Origin of the sequence: Bacillus sp. 196mf (assembly GCF_003217275.1) — a bacterium.
In the GTDB taxonomy this organism is placed as follows: domain Bacteria; phylum Bacillota; class Bacilli; order Bacillales; family Bacillaceae_G; genus Bacillus_A; species Bacillus_A thuringiensis_S.
The window spans coordinates 19,664-36,960 of sequence record NZ_QJTG01000002.1 but is presented as its reverse complement, the minus strand read 5'-3'; the positions used below and the strand labels follow the sequence as shown (position 1 = coordinate 36,960).

The following is a 17,297-nucleotide window of genomic DNA, read 5'->3' as shown; positions in this document are numbered from 1 at the left end:
TCGATAAAGTTAACTTGTTTTTACATGCAGATGTCGAGGAGAAACGTAAGGAATTAGAAGCGTTACGAGAAGCCATATAATGTGGCAAAGAAAGACGAGTAGAGGCCGCCGTTTCTGGCGGTTTGTTTTTTTCTTTAATGTGGAAGTATATAGCATATTATAAAATACAGATTGGGTAATTTTACTATGATAGGTGTGAAAACATGATAAAAGAATTACAATACTTACCATTAGATGATGTAGATAGAGATAGGCTTGGATTTAGAGGGAAGGCTGAAGAAATTGCGGGGTTTATCAATGACTTTTCTCCTAAACTACCTTACTGTCTCTCTATCAATGGCTCGTGGGGAGCTGGAAAATCAACAATGCTAAATTTTATAGCAACTAATTTAGATAAAGGGAAATGTATAACGGTCCGCTTTAACCCTTGGATGATTTCTGAACGTGAAGAACTAATCAAGAATTTATTTGAAGAAATATACTATGCAATGGGAGAAGGAAATTTTCATAAAGCTAGGGATAAATTTTTCAAATACGCAGAGAAAGTAGTATCTCCACTGACAAAGGTGGCAACGTTTGCTACAGCTTATTTAAACGGGGTTAATCCTACAGTAGCTAATACAACGGCTAATGTTACAGGTGAGACAGTACAAGGTATTGGTGATTTAGTGTTTGATAAGCCTTTATCGAAAAGAAAACATGAATTGAACAAAATAATGGATGAGACCGTTAGAGAAGATGGACGAAAAATTGTCATTATGATTGACGAATTAGATAGATTATTTCCTGAAGAGGTCATTACTATTTTTCAAATGATAAAGTCTAATTTAGACTTACCAGGATTGTTTTTTGTAATAGCAATGGACCAAGAGGTAGTATTCGACGCATTGAAAAAAGAGGGCATAAGCAAACCAGAATATTACTTACAAAAGATTTTTCAAAGAAGATATTTGATAAATACAAAATATCAAATTAGAACGCTTTCTCAAAATTTTATCTTGGAACATTTAAATTTTGATTCTAAATCACATAATGCATTAGGAGAGGCTATATTAGCGTATTTTTATTTAAATGAATCGCATTATGTATATAGCCCCAAACAATCTCCCAGTTTTTACCGGCCTGAATTATCCGATAATTATAAATTAAGAAATGACTCTGGGGATTATAACATTAGAAATTCATATAACATTGTTGCAGAACTTTTAGGTAGTCAGATTAATTTTCATAATCCTAGAACTTTCCTAAGATTTTCAGAAATACTTATTGAGAAATGGGATAAATACTATAATCACATATTTGAATTAGAAAAGGACATTAAACGTTATGTATATGTCTCATTTTTGATTTTTATTTGTTATTACGCATATCCTGATTATACAGAACCGTATCATCTACAAAGGGACAAAAGTAAAGATGATGATCGACCGCTATTCATTCAAGAGGTTGCTAATCATATTCAACAATTAATCCCAACGTTTACTTATGAAAATGAAGATAGAGAAATGGAAACAGCTTATTGTAATACCGTGATTAGATTAGCAGTTAACTATTTAAATCAATTCCCTGATTTTGCAGGATAATAATTTACGTTTGCTGTAAATGTACACTAGTTTTTCTTCCTCTGCTACCAATACATAATCGGCACACAAACGAGACCACCACTTAAGGTAGCCTCGTTTGTTAACCTTCTTAATTCTGGTGGAATTCACTCGAAAATTGAACGTACTCTACAGTCGTACCATCCAGATACTTTAACATCATGCTTTTGCCTGTCGATACTTTTTTAATATCTCGTATTATACCCCTTACTTTACCCAAAATATCTCATCCAGCTTCTCAGCCACCTCACGTCGCATCGTCGGCAGCACATGGATATATGTATTAATCGTCATCTGTTTATCCCCTAATTTCATCTTCTTTTCTTCGCGTAAAATCTTCACGCGCCCCCCTTCTTTCTTAAATCGAACCTTAATGCGCCCCTTCCTGCCCTTCCATTTCTTTTAATTCGTCCTGCCACTTATCACCGATACCACCGCTAGGCGTATTCCAGCGCTTTTCTTGACGAAGAATTCTCGCCTTATCTTCTTCCGTCATTTCAGATTGGTATTTCTTCGCTTCCTCACGTTGTTGTTCTTCATATTCTCTTTCCTGTTGCTCCAGATGTCTTCTATGAGCCTCTTTATCAATAATCTTTTCGCAGTCATGCGCTGGTTCCTTCGTTTCATCGTGTCCGTGTCCGCAATAATCGTTCGGAATTTTAGTACTAGATTTCGTAGCAGGTTTAGAATTATGGTCACGATTACCTGTTGCACGGTCTTCATTAACTTTCGCATCTTTAACCGCAGTATTTCTAAGACCGTCTTGCGCTTTCTTCGTTACACTTCCATCAGGATTAAACGTTATAGTCATCGAACCTTTTCCACCATGACCTAGATATCCGTAGATAGAAAACGACTTATATTTCTCGATGAATCTAGGCGTTCCCGCTATCTCTTTGACTTTGTTCGCAGACATTCCAACCTTGATGCCGTCATACTGTTCTAGTGACACGGTTGGTGCATCGTTATTCGCATCTTTATAATACGGACGTCTGTCGTTAACCTCCGAATCTTCCTTCGTGGATTCCTCCACTTGTTGCGGCTTCGCGTCCTTCGCAGGTTCTTCGTCAACCTTTTCTACCTTAGTCGGATTGGACGTTTCCTCTTCTCCTTGCGCATTTTCAACAGATTCGTGTTTTTTATACGGCTCGTAGTTTGCTTGTTCTTTCGTAGAGCAAGCGCTAAAGATTGACGTTGTAGCCACCCCTAATAAAACTACTTTCTTCAATGACTTCACAGTAATTCCCCCAGTGTTGTTTAATGCATATTAATCATTCTATATTAATTTCATTATATATTAATAGTAAATTTCATAAAGAGCACTCAACTTTACATACGTAACGCACTTCGATATTGCCCTTTATGTATTATTCCGCCTCGATTTTTCTTAAATCAAACCTTTATACGTCCTCTTCTTCTTTCTTCTTGCGTATAAACTCGCCAACCCTAGCAGTAACAATCGATGCAGCTACCGCCATTGCAAACACTACCGCCAGTCCTCCTATAATGACGTTCCCTATTATCTTCGTAACTATCAAAAGTACGAACGCAACTATTAACAGAATTGCGGAAGGTTTCCGCCCCTTTTTTATTTTAATTTTTATCTTCATGCAATACCCTCCCTCCTGACGTTCCTTTTGCGTAACCTCTGCTTAAATTCTCTCACCGCACCTCTAGCGGAATCAAATGATCTGATTGCATACTTTATTTTACGGAAACAATCCTCGATAAAATGCGTTTCATTGTTTATACGATACCAATTATCTTTAGCTAGCCGTTCGATCAGCGGTATGTAGTGCGCCTCGATCCTCGTTATATATTTATTATCATTATCGCATATTCCAGTGTAATAATCTTCCACTTCTTTTTTAGCTAGTATCGCCATCCTATTTAGTGTTACGTTTATATTTTCGCCTTCGTTTTTGTCTGTCTTATAGTAAGCCTGTTTTCCATGCGTAAGTCTTCCACCTTTTGCCGCGCCCTTGTCATCCTCCGATATTCAACTCACTCTGTTAGTAGCGTTTAATACCGAATTTATACTATTGACAATTGGTGACGCACTTACTAGCAGAATGGAACGATAACAGGAAATAGGCGCGCAGTTCGTTCCCTACTCGCAGTAAAGGCGAATAGAGAAGCGGATCAAACTAGCGTCACGTCACGCATAACGAGGTTTCTAGTACTTGCCGTTCCTGTCCGTGTACTTTTGTACTCAACAACTTTCTACATACAAGTTTGCCCCTGTATGCGATATCTTTCGTTGATTCCTGCGACCGCAATCGCAACAAACACCACCCTAGCCGATTATGTGCGCTACCCACTAGACCTATACACGTAAGGGAACGGAATTACGTCAATTGTATAGCGCTAGTGTTTGCGGCGGTCTAGCTCCCCTTTTACGTTTTTATAGCGGCACGGCTTCCGCTTTTTCGACTTACCGCATCAGTACCTAAAAAAGACATTACTAAAGACGCCTTGCAATCTTCGAATTTTTTCGATAGAATGCAAAGTAGATGATCGGACTGATACGGCTTGTCCTGTATTCAGTTTAGATGTGTATAGTTTTGAGTCTCCAGTTGGCGCTGGGGACTTTTTCTTTTATCTCGTTCTTTTTAGTTTGTTTAGCGGTGAATATTCATCATGGCTCTTTCTCATTTCTTTAACATCCATTTGTATATATCGTCTCATAGTACGTATGTCAGCCCATCCGCCGATTTTTTGTAAAGTAAAAACATCGCACCCATTTAATATCATGTTTTTTGCCCATGTATGACGATAAACATGTGCGGATACTTTCTTCCCTTTAACTCCCGCTTTGTCTGCATAATGCTTCAATCGCTTATTAAAATGAATGCTAGTCAATGGATCACCGTAACTTGTTAAAAATATCAAATCACTTTTAAAATTTGCTTTGTTTTCATTAACGAGTTGTAGAACTAATTTAGTAACGTGTGTAGAAATTGGCACTAAGCGTGGCTTTCTATTTTTGCTTCTATCTGGTGAAATTGTTATAAATCGTGATTGAAAGTCGATGTCTGCAATACGTAAACTAACAAGCTCTCGAATCCTTAATCCCGAATCAAGTAACAGATTAATCGCTACGAAGTCCCGAAACCCTACGAAATCTCTTAATTTGGGTTGCTGCAATATCGCTTTGACTTCTTCGTCTTCTAAACAATTCGTTAAATCGATATCCTGCCTCAATAATTTAACTCTTTCCATCGGGTTCACTGGAATAATTTCTTCCCGTTGTAGATGATTAAAAATTGAGCGTAACGTCCTAAGATTAATATTGATCGTCGTATCAGCTAAACCAACTTTTCGGTTGTCTGTGTGTATCACTTTATGGGTATCGTAGCGCTTTTTATCGTGTTTCATATAATTTATATATTCTCGAAAGACTTCCGCTGTTAATTCATCGATATACTCTACTTCATAATTCGCGTATAACCAATCGGTGAAATACCGCCACATTTTGATATAATCCTTTACGGTCCTTTCCCTACATCCTTCCGCGCGCTTACCTGAGATAGCAAGATCAAGCGCTTGTTGAATTGTTAGCTTAGGGTATTTTTTTCCGTCACTAGATATCTTCATAATCCTTTTTCTCTTTTTTAACGACAAAATAAATAACCTCCCTAACGATTTGATTTCATCGCTAAGAAGGTCGTTATCCATAACCGTTTATTGAACAATTTAGTATTGTTTTCATCCCCTTAATACGTTTGTTTTATACGTTCACTCTATCGTTATCCACAACTCTTTTCCCATCTTACCGTTTTCCAAAATCGTAACAATCCAGCTGCTGGACGAATTTATAAACGACTAGGGTTTAAAGACATTGGGATGTGGACGATGTATCGATAATAATGCATAATACACGCAGGAGAGGCTGCCTATTATAAGTAGCCTCTTCTTAACTAATATCTATTCACATGTACTCCGCTTGCCGTTACTATATGATATACTACGCATTTACTTGTTAACGCTTGTTAATTTTTATAACATAAAAAAACAATTTAAATCTTTTATCTTTTCAACTGAACCAATTAGGAACGCTTTATCGTTATTCTCTTTTCTTATTTAGATATATTTTTCGACTTGCTACTGAAATTTTCCAATAAACAGGAAATCTCAATACATACTCCACCAATAATTAGAGCAACAATAGCTGTTAAAACCTTTTTTCCCATTGGCTGTGGAAAGAAGAAGGGAGAAAAAATAGCACTGCGGTAAAAGTACACATTAAAATACGCCCTTGTTTAAACATGCTTGATTGCTCCTTTTTTCTTTTTCAGATAAAACTATAAGCATAACGTTAAAAGAGGCAACCAGTAGGTCACCTCCCAAGTAAAACGATTAATAATACATGTTACATATTTTCAGCTGTTATTCCATACAATCTATCTCTATTTTGCCCTCTTCTTTTTTCGATTTTTAAATATAATCTCTAACGCTACTACTGTGGTGAATCCTACAGTTAGTTGTAAACCTGTAAACAATAGTTTATCATTTAGAGGAGTATCCGGAACACTCCACAGCAGTATCGGCGGGATAAGTATGCCAATGATTACAAGGGTTCTCATTATTTTCCCCTATCGTATTTTCCAACTAGTCTATAATTCTAATAATTTCTCGCGTAGAACTATTTCACTCTCAGTCATATACCCTCTATGCATTTCCTCTACAATCTTATCGTGATTAAAACATAATACTTTTTCATCCCCTAGATAGCCTATTGGGTAAGGAACACCCACATAATCAAAATCACGTTTATCTGCTGATATGACCATTCTTCCAATAATCATTACAATTTGTTCTATATCTTCTATTTTAACGACTGTTCCAATTGGTAATAGTTTCATTTGTTTATTTCTCCTTTTTTAAGCATCTGTAATAGTTCTAATCCATTTTCATTAAAAATTTGAAAATGGATTCTAAAACAACATTTGAAGTAAATCCTATGAATAATTAAATTGCTGAAAAATTTTTTTCTTGCAACAAAACTTCAAGTGAATTCCGTATTATTATTGGATTACTCCTCCCTTATACCAAACTTTATTTTTGTTTAAATTTTATATATATTCGTCCTACTACTTTATTCGCTCCCAAGGAAATGGCTCCTAAAATTAAAACAAAAATAATAAGAGCCATCTTTTTAGGTAGGCTATATGGCAATAACATAGAAAATATAAGAAGTATCACAACTGCAACATATGTAATATATTTTCCAGCCTTAAATGATTGCATATTAATATGCCCCTCTCTTAATCCTTCAATTTAATGGTACCACCTATCCGATAACCATCTCTAACGTATAATCCCGTTTCTTTTCCTAATTAATAGTGGATTATCCCTATCCTTTTTCAAACTTTATTATTGTTTAAATTTGTTATGTATTCGTCCTACCACTTTATTCGCCCCTAAGGAAATAGCTCCTAAAATTAAAACAAAAATAATAAGAGCCATCTTTTTAGGTAGGCTATATGGCAATAACATAGAAAATATAAGAATAGACGATGTATCGATAATTAAAAGCCGATTTAAAATCGGCTTTTATACATACTCATTTTCTTTTCTCATGCTTTCGCTTCCCTCATTCAGACTATTATACTCACTTCAAAGTCATAATTACCTGTCTTTCAACAAACCCAAACTCTTCGTACATCTCTTTTGCAAAGTTCCCAGTAAATACATTCAACCTAATTTCTGAATACTTCTCCTTCAATTCCTTAATACCAGCTTCCATCAGTTCTCTCGATAATCCTTTCCCGCGATATTCTGGGAAAACGTACAATTCATATATAAATCCAAGTTTTTCACAAGAAAAATAGTCTGTATTTTCCCCTATTAATATCCATCCCATTACTTTATTTTCTTCTTTAATGATTAAATAAAATGCTCCTTTTTCTACAATCGGCTTTGTAATTTCAATCGCTTTCTCGGTACTTAATTGACAATTTCCTCTCGTCCCTTCAAAAAGCGCTTGAGCTGTATGTTTTAATATTTCATTGGTATCTTCTTGATTTGCCTTAATTATCATTTTTCACAACTCCCCTGGAATAATAGGCATTACTATCCCTTGTTCAAGATTCTCCGCCTCCATAACAATTGCCGTTAATCCTTGTTCTGTACTTGTTTCATGGGGCTCTCCCTTCTCCCAAAACACAGCTTGTCCCGCCTCTACCTTTATCTTTTTTTTATTTGCCCCACATACATATCCTGCTCCGTCCACAATAAGAAGCAGTTGAGATACAACTGCTTCATGATAACCGATGATTCCATTCTCTTGTAAACGCATAGCACCGATATGTACATTTCCTTGATGGTTTACTATTTTCGACATTATGAAATTAGATTGAAATACTGATATGTGCTTTCCTACTTTTTCACTAAAATCAAAAATTTTCATTGCTAGTCCTCCTTATACATATAAAACCATCCTTACTGTCTGCATCATATGTCCTTCAAAGTCTTCTTCAAATTGCTCTAATTCAGCAAAACCTTTCGCTTCATAAAAGCGTTTTCCTTTTTCATTTGCTGCTTCTACATGTATGTACAATTTCCGTATCCCATTTAATTCCTTAATCCCTCTTTGTAATAAAGCACTTCCGATCCCTTTTCCTTGCTGATCTGGTAACAAATAAATCGCACCTAATTCCGCTTCATTTTGTAGTCTAACAGGTGAAAAGTTAGCAAATCCTATTACTTCTCCCCCTTCTTCCGCAACGAATAAATGTGTATTTTTAAGACGATATTTCATTTTTTCATCAGAATATGCCTCGTCTAAAAAACTGTCTTGAATTTCTCTTGGGATAATGCCTTCATATGTATCATGCCAAGCTATTTTTGCTACTGATTGTACAGCGTGAATGTCTTCTTGCTTCATTTCTCTAATTATATATGTCATCTCGATGTCTCCATTCTCTTTAAATTACATTCTGCTAATATACTAGAAGAAACGGCAGAACCATTTTCATAATTCACCTTAATTAATTTTAACTTTTCAATCGAGGCTGTTGTAACATCAAAATTCTCATATATATACTCCATCGCACTTAAAAACTGAGTTGAATTCAAATGATTCGCAATCGTACAATGCGGAACCCATTTTCCCGGTACGTAATATGAATTTGGATTGTCATGAAAATTTTTAAAATAATCATGATAAGAATGATGAAGTTTTAACAATTCATCGGTAACAATCGGTGCTAGAAAGACCGTTCCATTAGTAGGAAAAATTCCAACAGAAGGAAAAGTTACTGCGTCCATATTTTCTTGAATAGCTACAAACTCCCCTAGTTTCTCCGTATACAAATGAACATCTAACTCATTATAATCCGCAATCGTGATATGAGGTTCTACTCCAGCTAATTGATTTGTTCCCATTATATTCGTTAATTCATTTTGCAGTTCTGTAATTTTATTAGTAAATACACGATCAAATGTAGCAATAATAGCGTACAATCTTTCTCACCCCTTCGTTACACATAGTGCTTCCCATTCTTCACGAATCATTCCCATTCGAATAGAATCATAGTATGTTCCTTTATAATAACGACACTTTCGCATTCTACCTTCTAAGCTCATTCCTATTTTCTCCGCTACTTTCATCATTCGTTCATTGCCAGACCAAGTCGTGATTCCTACTCTACCAATCTCCATTTTTTCAAATAGCAAATCTCTATATAATGTCAATGTTTCTGTACCGTATCCACCATTCCAGTATGTTGGATCATAAATCACAAGCCCCATCTCTAACCAACGCGTCGGTTTATATTCCCAATAAAACCCGACTGTCCCAATGATTTGACCGTTATTTTCTATAATTAAATTTGACAGTGGTTCTTCTTTCAAACGAGTTTGCATCTTCTCTTTATAGGAAGAGTATTCTTGCATTGAGAACGGGAAATATGGCGCATCCCATTTCTTCCATTCTGGGCTTTCTTCTTTAAATATGATATTCCATAATGTTTCTATATCCGATTCTTCTATTGTACGAATTGTAACTTTCTTCCCCTTTAATACAACGTTTTGCATAATTCCCTCCTGCATTCACCTTTATTTCATATATAATTATAATATTTTTTCAGAAAAATCAAAACTAATATCATATATTATATTGTATAATTTTGTTATAAGATACCAATTATTGATTTAGAAAGCTGATGATTCAATGAATAATCAATTTAGTATTGCTTTATTTCTCACTATTATTACGACAAATATTATTCTATATTTCTTCTTACCATCAAATATTGTTACGAAATGGGACTTCAATGGAACGCCTACATCAACAATGGATAAAAGCACTTTTGTAATCGTAAATATAATTATATGTTCCTTCTTATTCTTTGTATTTTTAGCTTTATCTAAAGCAGCGAGTAACCAGAAATTTCTACATTGGATCGGCAACACAATGTTACTATTCTTATTTTTTGTCGATATTGTCATTGCCCTCATCGCTCTTGGCTTTTCACTTCCTCTTGATCATTTCATATTTTTAGCATTAGGGCTTTTATTTATATTAATAGGTTATTTCAGTTCCAAAATTGATACGACTAAATCAACCGTTTCATTAGAATGGAATGATAAGCACCTCGAAAAAAGAGCTTCAAATATTAGTAGTATTTCAATGATGATAGCAGGTATTTTTTTAGCGATACTTCCTTTTAGCGTTTCTGCTCCCTATAGAGGTTATGGCATACTAGCAATTCTTTTAGGAATGACGCTTATCATTCTACCGAGTACGATTTATTTACTTATTAAAGACAGCAGGCAGTCCACTAATTTAAAAGGTTAATTGAAGTACGAAGGCGCAAAATAGGCAATAAAAAATAGGAGGTTACATCCCTCCTATTTCTGCTCAAGCAAAATGCCTTTCTCTATCCACCCCTCTACACCATCTTTTTTAATTAAATCATATCCTGAACAACTACCATCAATGAGAGAAACGATCTCTCCTTTTCTAACGCTTATTTGCGCACAAGAAATATCAGTTTTCACTGTATATTCACCTGACTCAAGTTGTTTCATGTATTCATTTTTTACAGTGAGTAATTTATTTGTTTCCTTTTGCTTACATATTGTGTAATCTTGCATCTTCTCGATAGGCTCTATGTAATAATACGGATATGTCACTCCGCCCTGCATTTCTGAATTCGCATTAAAATCCGCTATTACTTCGTACCCTGGAAAATAGTCTACATATGTATAAGAAAACGTATCGCCCGTTTGTTTCCTCTGAATGATAAATGCATTTAATTGTCCTGCTTCTTTAATTGCATTTCCTCCATCTATTGCAATAATTTTTTTCTCCTCATCAATAACTGGATTGTTAGACGGTGCTTCTTCAGAATAGTTCACGACAGGCCAATGACCCACTATTACATACTTATTTGCTTTATGTGATTTATTAAAAAACTCTGGCATTGCTATCGCATTTTTGCGCTCTGTTTCTTTCCAATCTACTCTATCTTCTAGCCCGGCATGCACAAAAATATAATCTTCTGTTTCAATCGCTGTCGGTAACTCCGTTAGCCAATGTATTTCTTGTGAAAATTCACTTTGCAATGCTTCTCTCACTTCACGAATTGAAGTGCCTTCATGAACTGAAAAATCCAATTGCTCTAGCCATTCATTAAAAATCGAATGCTTTCTCGTACATAAATAATTAATAAGACGAGGATTTTCATTTAGAAGAGCATCAACTAAAACTTCACAATTTCCTTCAACAACGTGAACCTTTGAATTGTTCTTTACAAGATTCATAACATAGTTTACTACGCCTACGCTATCTCGTCCTTTCTCGCAAAGATCTCCATTAATAATTAAATAATCTTCATCTTTAAAGTTAACTTTATGTAGTGCTTCTTTTAAAAGATTTAATTCTCCATGAATATCAGATATGACGATAACTCTAGCATCATTAGGGATTGATAGTTTCTTTATTTTCTTCAAGTATAAGCGCTCCAATCATTCTCTTTATTAAATTAAAATAATTCGACAAAATACACTATATAACCTTTTCAAATACATATACCATAACTTACAACCTATTTACGGTTTAATAATAACTTAAAAAATAAGAAGAAGCTGTTCCCAACTTTTGCGGGACAACTTCTTCTTATTTTTTATAATTCTTTATGAAAAGAATAACTCACTTTATCATACCCTTCTCTTTCATAAAAACGATGCGCATCAATTCTTGCAAATGCTGATGTGAGGACGATAGATTCACATCCGTTTTCCTTTCCCCAGTTCTCTATATACGAAAGTAATACATTTCCATGTCCTTTTGAACGATGTGCGTCTGCCGTTACAAGGTCATATACGAAAACGTGCTTCTTATTATAAAAGTTCGTACAAATCGCTACACCTGCAAGGCTAACAACTTCATCCTCCTCATTACGCAGCGAAAATAGTTTATAATTTTCTTCTTTCATATTTCGAAATAAAGAGCTTGTTTCCTCTTTTGAAAGTTTCGTTCTTAATTGCTGTAAAACAGGTAATACTTCATGTAATTGCTCTTCTGTTACTACTTCTTTAACATTCATTTTTAACTCTCCTCTAACTATTTATTTAATTTTCTAAATGTTATATCATTATTATAGAAAGTAACTGCCCTTTACTTAAGTGACAGTTTAAGTATTTTTTATAAGGCCAGTTTTAAAGGAGAGTTTTATATGGATTTTACTATCCCATTGCAATTACAAAGTAACACACCTATTTACTTGCAAATTTACGACTATATAAAAGCTGAAATTATACAAGGGAGTATTTCTGTTGGCACACGTCTACCCTCACACAGAAATTTAGCATCACAACTTAATATTAGCCGCATCACTGTTGAATCAGCTTATCAACAATTATTAGCTGAAGGTTATGTAGAAAGTAAACCGAAACGTGGTATTTTTGTAGCAAATTTCGATATTGACGTTATCCCAAATAAAAAACGAAATGCAGCAATGAAGACGAGCAATTTAATAGACGAAAAATTCGAATATGATTGTAGCCAAGGGCTTATTGATCAAAATACATTTCCGATTACAAATTGGAAACGAGCATTACAAGAATCCATACTTACATACGAAAATGCACTATTTGCCAAAGAAGACCCTCAAGGTGAATTCGCTCTTCGAGAGCATATATCAACATATTTATATCATTCTCGCGGTGTACATTCTTCACCTGATCAAATTGTGATCGGTGCCGGAACGCAGCCACTTCTCTGGCTACTACTTCAACTGCTTGGCCCTACAAAAGAATACGGCATTGAAAACCCTGGATTTCACCGTATACACGCAATCATTAAAAGCTGTGATAGACAAATTCATCCCATACCATTGGATGAAAAAGGTATTGATATTTCTAGCTTATATAACACAAATGCCAATGTCGCATACGTAACACCATCACACCAATTTCCACTCGGGATTATTATGCCTTTATCTAGAAGAACAGAATTGTTAAAGTGGGCTAATGATTGCAATGGATACATTATTGAAGATGACTATGACGGTGAGTTTCGCTACGCTGGTAAGCCGATTCCTTCTTTGCAAAGTCTTGATTCAAATGAACGCGTTATTTATATGGGGACTTTCTCAAAATCTTTTTTACCTTCTTTACGAATGGGATATGTTGTTTTACCACCACATCTTTTAAAAACATATCAAGAACTGCATGGAATTTTCAAACAAACAGTCGCTACAATACAACAACTTGCTTTTGCTAACTTTATACAAAGCGGGAATTGGGAACGTCATCTTAACCGGAGTCGTACACTATATAAAAGAAAACATCATGCGTTAGTAAAATCCATTATGAAAGAAATGGGGGCTAATGTTCAAATTCTTGGCGAACAGTCCGGACTTCATATTGTTTTATGTGTCCATAACAGTATGAATGAAAACGAACTGATTGAATCCGCTAAAAAACAAAGCGTTAAATTATACCCGCTTTCTCCATATGATTTCGTGAATGATTTACGTAAGGAATCATACGTATTACTCGGTTTTGGTAGCATTCCAGAAAATAAAATTGAAACGTTGGCTATATTATTGAAAAACGCTTGGTTCCCTAGTTGCAAGGAAACTTGTTAACAGCGGGTTTAACTTGTAACATACTAACAATTCAACAAAATAAAAAAGAAGGCTGTTCCAAAATAACTTTTTGGACAGCCTTCTGCTAGTTATTCACCTGACCTAGCTTTCCTTCCCGGACGTTTCACACCAGTCGTTTCTGTTGAATAAGAAGCTTCAATTATAGCGGTTGGATCTACAGAGAGAACGAGATCTTTCATTTTCGGATAAATGAATCGGTTTGTAATACAATAAATGATTCTCTTATGCTCCCCTAAAAAACCACCTTCTCCATGTAGATACGTAACAGATAGTTGCAATTCTTTCATAAGTAAATCGCCTATTTCTTTATTCTTACCAGAAATAATCATAACGCTCTTACCTTGATTTATACCATCTAATATAAAATCAATCATTTTCGTAACAATATAGAAAATGGCTAATGAGAACATCGCTTGTTCGATTGAAAATAAAATGGCAACAAAGATGAAAATAACTGCATTTACTGCAAGTAAAAATGTACTAATCGGTACATTAAAGTGTTTATTCATCCAAACTGCTAACATTTCCGAACCGTCAATTGCTCCACCCATTTTAACAACAATCCCAACACCAATTCCGAACAGCACTCCACCATAAAGTACAATTAATAACTCAGAAGTCGTAATTGCTGGAAATGGTTTTAAATAAATTAATCCGAGTGTTGTAACTACATTCGCATAAGATGTACGGATAAAAAATTTCTTTCCCATTACTTTTGCAGTAAATAATAAAATTGGGATATTAATTCCTAAGAACACACCATAAAGCGGCAATCCTGCGACTTTATTTGCCATAATAGCAATAGCCGTTACCCCGCCATCTACTAATCCATTAGGTGCTAAAATAAGCTCTAATGAACCTGCTACTATAATTGAGCCAATTGTTAATAATACGTATTCAAATACTTTCTTCATTCATTACCCCCAAAACTTATATATTTTCTTAGTATTATTTTAACGTAATTTTACTACTAATTCAAAGGTATCGATTTATATAAAAAAAAGTTTCACCTTTATCGCTATTTTTATGTAACACGTAATACTAGAAACACACTTACAAATTAAAAGTAAGTGTGTTTCTAACATCTATTTAATCTTTACGTACGGCTTCATTTTTAATTCAAATATTTCCTCAACTGCCCTTTGATATCCACCAGCATTTCTAAGCGACTCTCCCACTTTACGACTATTTTCCTTAAACGTCACATCATCCATTACTTTCTTTACAGTCTCACGTAACAATTCAGAAGTTAACTCGTTACGATTAAGTGTTATGCCTGCCCCTACTTCAGTCAATCGTTTTGCAACGAATGGCTGATCTCCTGTTACCGGAATTACAACTAATGAAACACCGTAATATAACGCTTCACTCGAACTATTCATACCACCATGTGTCACGAATACATCAGCATGCTGTAAAACTTCTAATTGCGGGACATAATTATACAACTTAAAGTTTTTCGGGATATTTTCAAATTGACTTATATTTATCTTCTTACCAACGACTAATACGACTGTCGCATCTACATCTTTAAACGCTTCAAAACATTTTTCATACAAAGCAGGTTGTTCATTAAAAACTGTTCCCATAGAAATGAAAATCACTTTTTCATTTTTTAAATCTTCGGTAGGAAAACTCCCCACTTCTTTTTGAGTAGCAATTGATGGACCTACAAATTTATACGATTCATCAAATAAATCTGAACGCGGCTGATATTCTTTTGAAGTATATACAATCGTAATATCACCAGGATGGTTCATAATATCATACATACTATTACATTTCATTCCATACTGCTTATTCCATCTTTCCATTCCCGCTAAACAAGATTGATATAATGGATTCATTTCGTCTACTTGTCTCGATTCTTGCCCATCATGAAAATTAATGTACTGATTAACAGCAAACGTTGTACAAGATGAAACGCTTGGTAATTGTAAAATATTCGCTATAATACGTCCTACTGGAAAATGATTATCATATATTAAATAATCATATTTTTCCTCTTTTGTTTCTTCTACAATTTGAGTAACAATACGCTCTGATGCTTCAATCATATGAGATAGCATCGTCAAAGGGCTCCCACCTTCATTTACTCGTTCCATAATATTAATTTGAGAGAGAAAATTCTCAAACACTCGGAATTCTGCACCTGTTGCTTCAATCTTCTTTCTATAATCTTCAATACAATACGAAACAACTGTTTCTCCTCGTTGGATTAACTCACTTACAATAGCTAAAGTCGGATTAATATGACCTTCCCCAGGGAAATTTATTACGAGTACATTTGCCATAATATTCTCTCCTATCCAGTCAATCTTATAAAGTTAACAATTAATTATATTAATTAATTTAAGTCTATTATAAATGAATGCATTCTACTTCTTCATGCTTTTCTCTTCATTTTATTATTGAGAAATATTTTCTATAGTCTACATTATTTTGATTCACAATCTTATAAATGAATGCTTAATTTTACTTTTACTCTTCATAGATTTAAAGATATGAGTCTTACATTCAAGTCTTACTACTATACTTTTAGACAATTCACACAAAAATGTAGAAATATAATGTTTTTAATGAATTTTCGCTATAAATGTAACTATGCTTTCAATCTTTTTATCTTTATCCTCATAACACATCATCTGTTATATAATGAATTTATAGAATTTACAGAAAAGGGAGTCTTTTCATGCTACAACAACTATTCAATTCAACTATTCTATCCGTTCAGGCCTTGCACCCAGGTTATGAAGATCATGCAAGTGATGTTTTTCTCGTTCAAACAGAAGATACAGAAGTTATCGTTCGTACTTCTAAAATGAATGAAGAACCAAATAATGATTTTTGGTGGGGATGTAAAAATCTATTTGGAATTGATCCAAGGAACGTCCATCATTTAGAAACTGTACATACATTGCTGCAAGAACATACGAATCTTCCTATCCCAACAATATTAGAAAAACATGTTTTAAATGGCCGTGAATTTGTGGTGGTCGAAAAGTTAGTAGGTAACACAGTTCAATCTTTTATCGAGCAACCAGATTCTATTTTATTTAGCCTAGGAAAAGGACTTGCAGAAATACATAAGTTTAAAGCCGATTTTATAGGAAATCCGTCAGGCACGTTCCAAGTTCCACTAGATGAATTCCAATCACATATTTTAAACGTGAGTAAAGAGCTTGTGAATATGTTTTATTCCGATGATGAAAGCATACAAAATGCTTTTCCTACCTTTGAATCACAGCTTTCTTCCCTGTCCGTACCAAAAGAAGCTACACTCGTCTTACTTGATATGGACCCTACCCAATTTTTATATGACGGTACAACTATTACGGGTTTAGTAGATACTGAAGCTTACGCGGTTGCCCCGCGAGAGTTTGATTTTATCGGACTAGAATATGTACTTACCGAAAAAGAAGCACATGCCTTTAAAAGTGGTTACGAAACAATTATGCCTATTCCTCATCTTGAAGAATGTAGACGACCATATCGTTATTTATACCGACTGTTATCTGTGCAAGGTAGTGTGGAATTAAAGGAATGGTTAAGTCACCCATCCTATTTTTAAATA

The 17,297-nt window shown here is 34.6% G+C and carries 20 protein-coding genes and 3 pseudogenes; 5 read left to right on the top strand and 18 right to left on the bottom strand.

Features of this window, described 5'->3' with window-relative positions; genetic code table 11:
• The first annotated feature begins 203 nt into the window (after window positions 1–203).
• On the top strand, window positions 204–1,583 hold the full coding sequence (locus ATL10_RS04460) for a KAP family P-loop NTPase fold protein (RefSeq protein ID WP_110496497.1): 1,380 nt from the start codon (window positions 204–206) through the stop codon (window positions 1,581–1,583).
• A gap of 225 nt (window positions 1,584–1,808) precedes the next feature.
• Here the strand turns inward: ATL10_RS04460 and ATL10_RS31730 are convergent, their stop codons facing one another.
• From ATL10_RS31730 to ATL10_RS04440, 5 genes and pseudogenes are all read right to left on the bottom strand, one after another.
• Window positions 1,809–1,943, bottom strand: a complete 135-nt coding sequence (locus ATL10_RS31730; RefSeq protein ID WP_258375763.1) for a hypothetical protein — start codon at window positions 1,941–1,943, stop codon at window positions 1,809–1,811.
• A gap of 28 nt (window positions 1,944–1,971) precedes the next feature.
• Entirely contained in the window at window positions 1,972–2,838 is an 867-nt protein-coding gene (locus ATL10_RS04455; protein ID WP_110496494.1) for a hypothetical protein, read from the bottom strand.
• 163 nt (window positions 2,839–3,001) lie between these two features.
• Complete coding sequence (locus tag ATL10_RS04450) at window positions 3,002–3,211, bottom strand: hypothetical protein (protein WP_110496492.1); 210 nt, start codon at window positions 3,209–3,211, stop codon at window positions 3,002–3,004.
• A 29-nt stretch (window positions 3,212–3,240) separates the two neighbouring features.
• Window positions 3,241–3,554, bottom strand: a pseudogene (locus ATL10_RS31725) (hypothetical protein); the annotation flags it as partial.
• A gap of 645 nt (window positions 3,555–4,199) precedes the next feature.
• Window positions 4,200–5,225, bottom strand: a complete 1,026-nt coding sequence (locus ATL10_RS04440) for a tyrosine-type recombinase/integrase (RefSeq protein WP_110496490.1) — start codon at window positions 5,223–5,225, stop codon at window positions 4,200–4,202.
• Between the two features lie 168 nt (window positions 5,226–5,393).
• Between ATL10_RS04440 and ATL10_RS32290 the strand changes: the two are divergent.
• Window positions 5,394–5,468: pseudogene (locus ATL10_RS32290) on the top strand (GNAT family N-acetyltransferase); the annotation flags it as partial.
• A 212-nt stretch (window positions 5,469–5,680) separates the two neighbouring features.
• On the opposite strand, the pseudogene ATL10_RS32165 reads toward ATL10_RS32290, so the two are convergent.
• From ATL10_RS32165 to ATL10_RS04395, 9 genes and pseudogenes are all read right to left on the bottom strand, one after another.
• Window positions 5,681–5,871: pseudogene (locus ATL10_RS32165) on the bottom strand (hypothetical protein).
• Between the two features lie 139 nt (window positions 5,872–6,010).
• Entirely contained in the window at window positions 6,011–6,187 is a 177-nt protein-coding gene (locus tag ATL10_RS31095) for a hypothetical protein (RefSeq protein WP_090976284.1), read from the bottom strand.
• 30 nt (window positions 6,188–6,217) lie between these two features.
• Window positions 6,218–6,466 (bottom strand): DUF4176 domain-containing protein, encoded by a 249-nt coding sequence (locus ATL10_RS04425; protein WP_000771614.1) that lies wholly within the window; start codon window positions 6,464–6,466, stop codon window positions 6,218–6,220.
• Between the two features lie 193 nt (window positions 6,467–6,659).
• A complete protein-coding gene (locus tag ATL10_RS04420) occupies window positions 6,660–6,851 on the bottom strand; it encodes a hypothetical protein (protein ID WP_090976282.1) in 192 nt (63 codons plus the stop codon).
• A 364-nt stretch (window positions 6,852–7,215) separates the two neighbouring features.
• The gene (locus ATL10_RS04415) at window positions 7,216–7,644 is read right to left on the bottom strand and encodes a GNAT family N-acetyltransferase (protein ID WP_000584233.1); all 429 of its coding nucleotides are present in this window, start codon (window positions 7,642–7,644) and stop codon (window positions 7,216–7,218) included.
• A 3-nt stretch (window positions 7,645–7,647) separates the two neighbouring features.
• Window positions 7,648–8,013 carry a cupin domain-containing protein gene (locus ATL10_RS04410; protein WP_000688071.1) on the bottom strand — a complete coding sequence of 122 codons (366 nt, stop codon included), beginning with the start codon at window positions 8,011–8,013 and terminating at the stop codon, window positions 7,648–7,650.
• Between the two features lie 12 nt (window positions 8,014–8,025).
• Window positions 8,026–8,511, bottom strand: coding sequence for a GNAT family N-acetyltransferase (locus ATL10_RS04405; protein WP_090976280.1), 486 nt, complete (start codon window positions 8,509–8,511; stop codon window positions 8,026–8,028).
• A complete protein-coding gene (locus ATL10_RS04400) occupies window positions 8,508–9,068 on the bottom strand; it encodes a 2'-5' RNA ligase family protein (RefSeq protein ID WP_090976278.1) in 561 nt (186 codons plus the stop codon). The genes ATL10_RS04405 and ATL10_RS04400 overlap by 4 nt, the downstream gene beginning before the upstream one ends.
• Window positions 9,069–9,074: 6 nt before the next feature.
• Window positions 9,075–9,641 carry a GNAT family N-acetyltransferase gene (locus ATL10_RS04395; RefSeq protein ID WP_001181849.1) on the bottom strand — a complete coding sequence of 189 codons (567 nt, stop codon included), beginning with the start codon at window positions 9,639–9,641 and terminating at the stop codon, window positions 9,075–9,077.
• A 136-nt stretch (window positions 9,642–9,777) separates the two neighbouring features.
• Between ATL10_RS04395 and ATL10_RS04390 the strand changes: the two genes are divergently transcribed.
• Window positions 9,778–10,404, top strand: coding sequence for a DUF1648 domain-containing protein (locus tag ATL10_RS04390; RefSeq protein WP_053564673.1), 627 nt, complete (start codon window positions 9,778–9,780; stop codon window positions 10,402–10,404).
• A gap of 53 nt (window positions 10,405–10,457) precedes the next feature.
• Here ATL10_RS04390 and ATL10_RS04385 read toward each other — a convergent pair whose 3' ends face one another.
• Together ATL10_RS04385 and ATL10_RS04380 are read right to left on the bottom strand one after the other, a co-directional pair.
• Window positions 10,458–11,561: a metallophosphoesterase gene (locus ATL10_RS04385; RefSeq protein ID WP_100910335.1), complete on the bottom strand. Its 1,104-nt coding sequence runs from the start codon at window positions 11,559–11,561 to the stop codon at window positions 10,458–10,460.
• Window positions 11,562–11,734: 173 nt separating this feature from the next.
• A complete protein-coding gene (locus ATL10_RS04380) occupies window positions 11,735–12,157 on the bottom strand; it encodes a GNAT family N-acetyltransferase (RefSeq protein WP_001101119.1) in 423 nt (140 codons plus the stop codon).
• Window positions 12,158–12,286: 129 nt separating this feature from the next.
• On the opposite strand from ATL10_RS04380, the gene pdxR reads away from it, so the two are divergent.
• Complete coding sequence (pdxR, locus tag ATL10_RS04375) at window positions 12,287–13,702, top strand: MocR-like pyridoxine biosynthesis transcription factor PdxR (protein ID WP_090976276.1); 1,416 nt, start codon at window positions 12,287–12,289, stop codon at window positions 13,700–13,702.
• Between the two features lie 89 nt (window positions 13,703–13,791).
• On the opposite strand, the gene ATL10_RS04370 is transcribed toward pdxR, so the two are convergent.
• Together ATL10_RS04370 and ATL10_RS04365 are read right to left on the bottom strand one after the other, a co-directional pair.
• Window positions 13,792–14,637 carry a YitT family protein gene (locus tag ATL10_RS04370; RefSeq protein ID WP_000755126.1) on the bottom strand — a complete coding sequence of 282 codons (846 nt, stop codon included), beginning with the start codon at window positions 14,635–14,637 and terminating at the stop codon, window positions 13,792–13,794.
• Between the two features lie 171 nt (window positions 14,638–14,808).
• Window positions 14,809–16,017 carry a macrolide family glycosyltransferase gene (locus tag ATL10_RS04365; RefSeq protein WP_090976274.1) on the bottom strand — a complete coding sequence of 403 codons (1,209 nt, stop codon included), beginning with the start codon at window positions 16,015–16,017 and terminating at the stop codon, window positions 14,809–14,811.
• A 398-nt stretch (window positions 16,018–16,415) separates the two neighbouring features.
• On the opposite strand from ATL10_RS04365, the gene ATL10_RS04360 reads away from it, so the two are divergent.
• A complete protein-coding gene (locus tag ATL10_RS04360; RefSeq protein ID WP_016512970.1) occupies window positions 16,416–17,294 on the top strand; it encodes an aminoglycoside phosphotransferase family protein in 879 nt (292 codons plus the stop codon).
• Window positions 17,295–17,297: the final 3 nt, after the last annotated feature.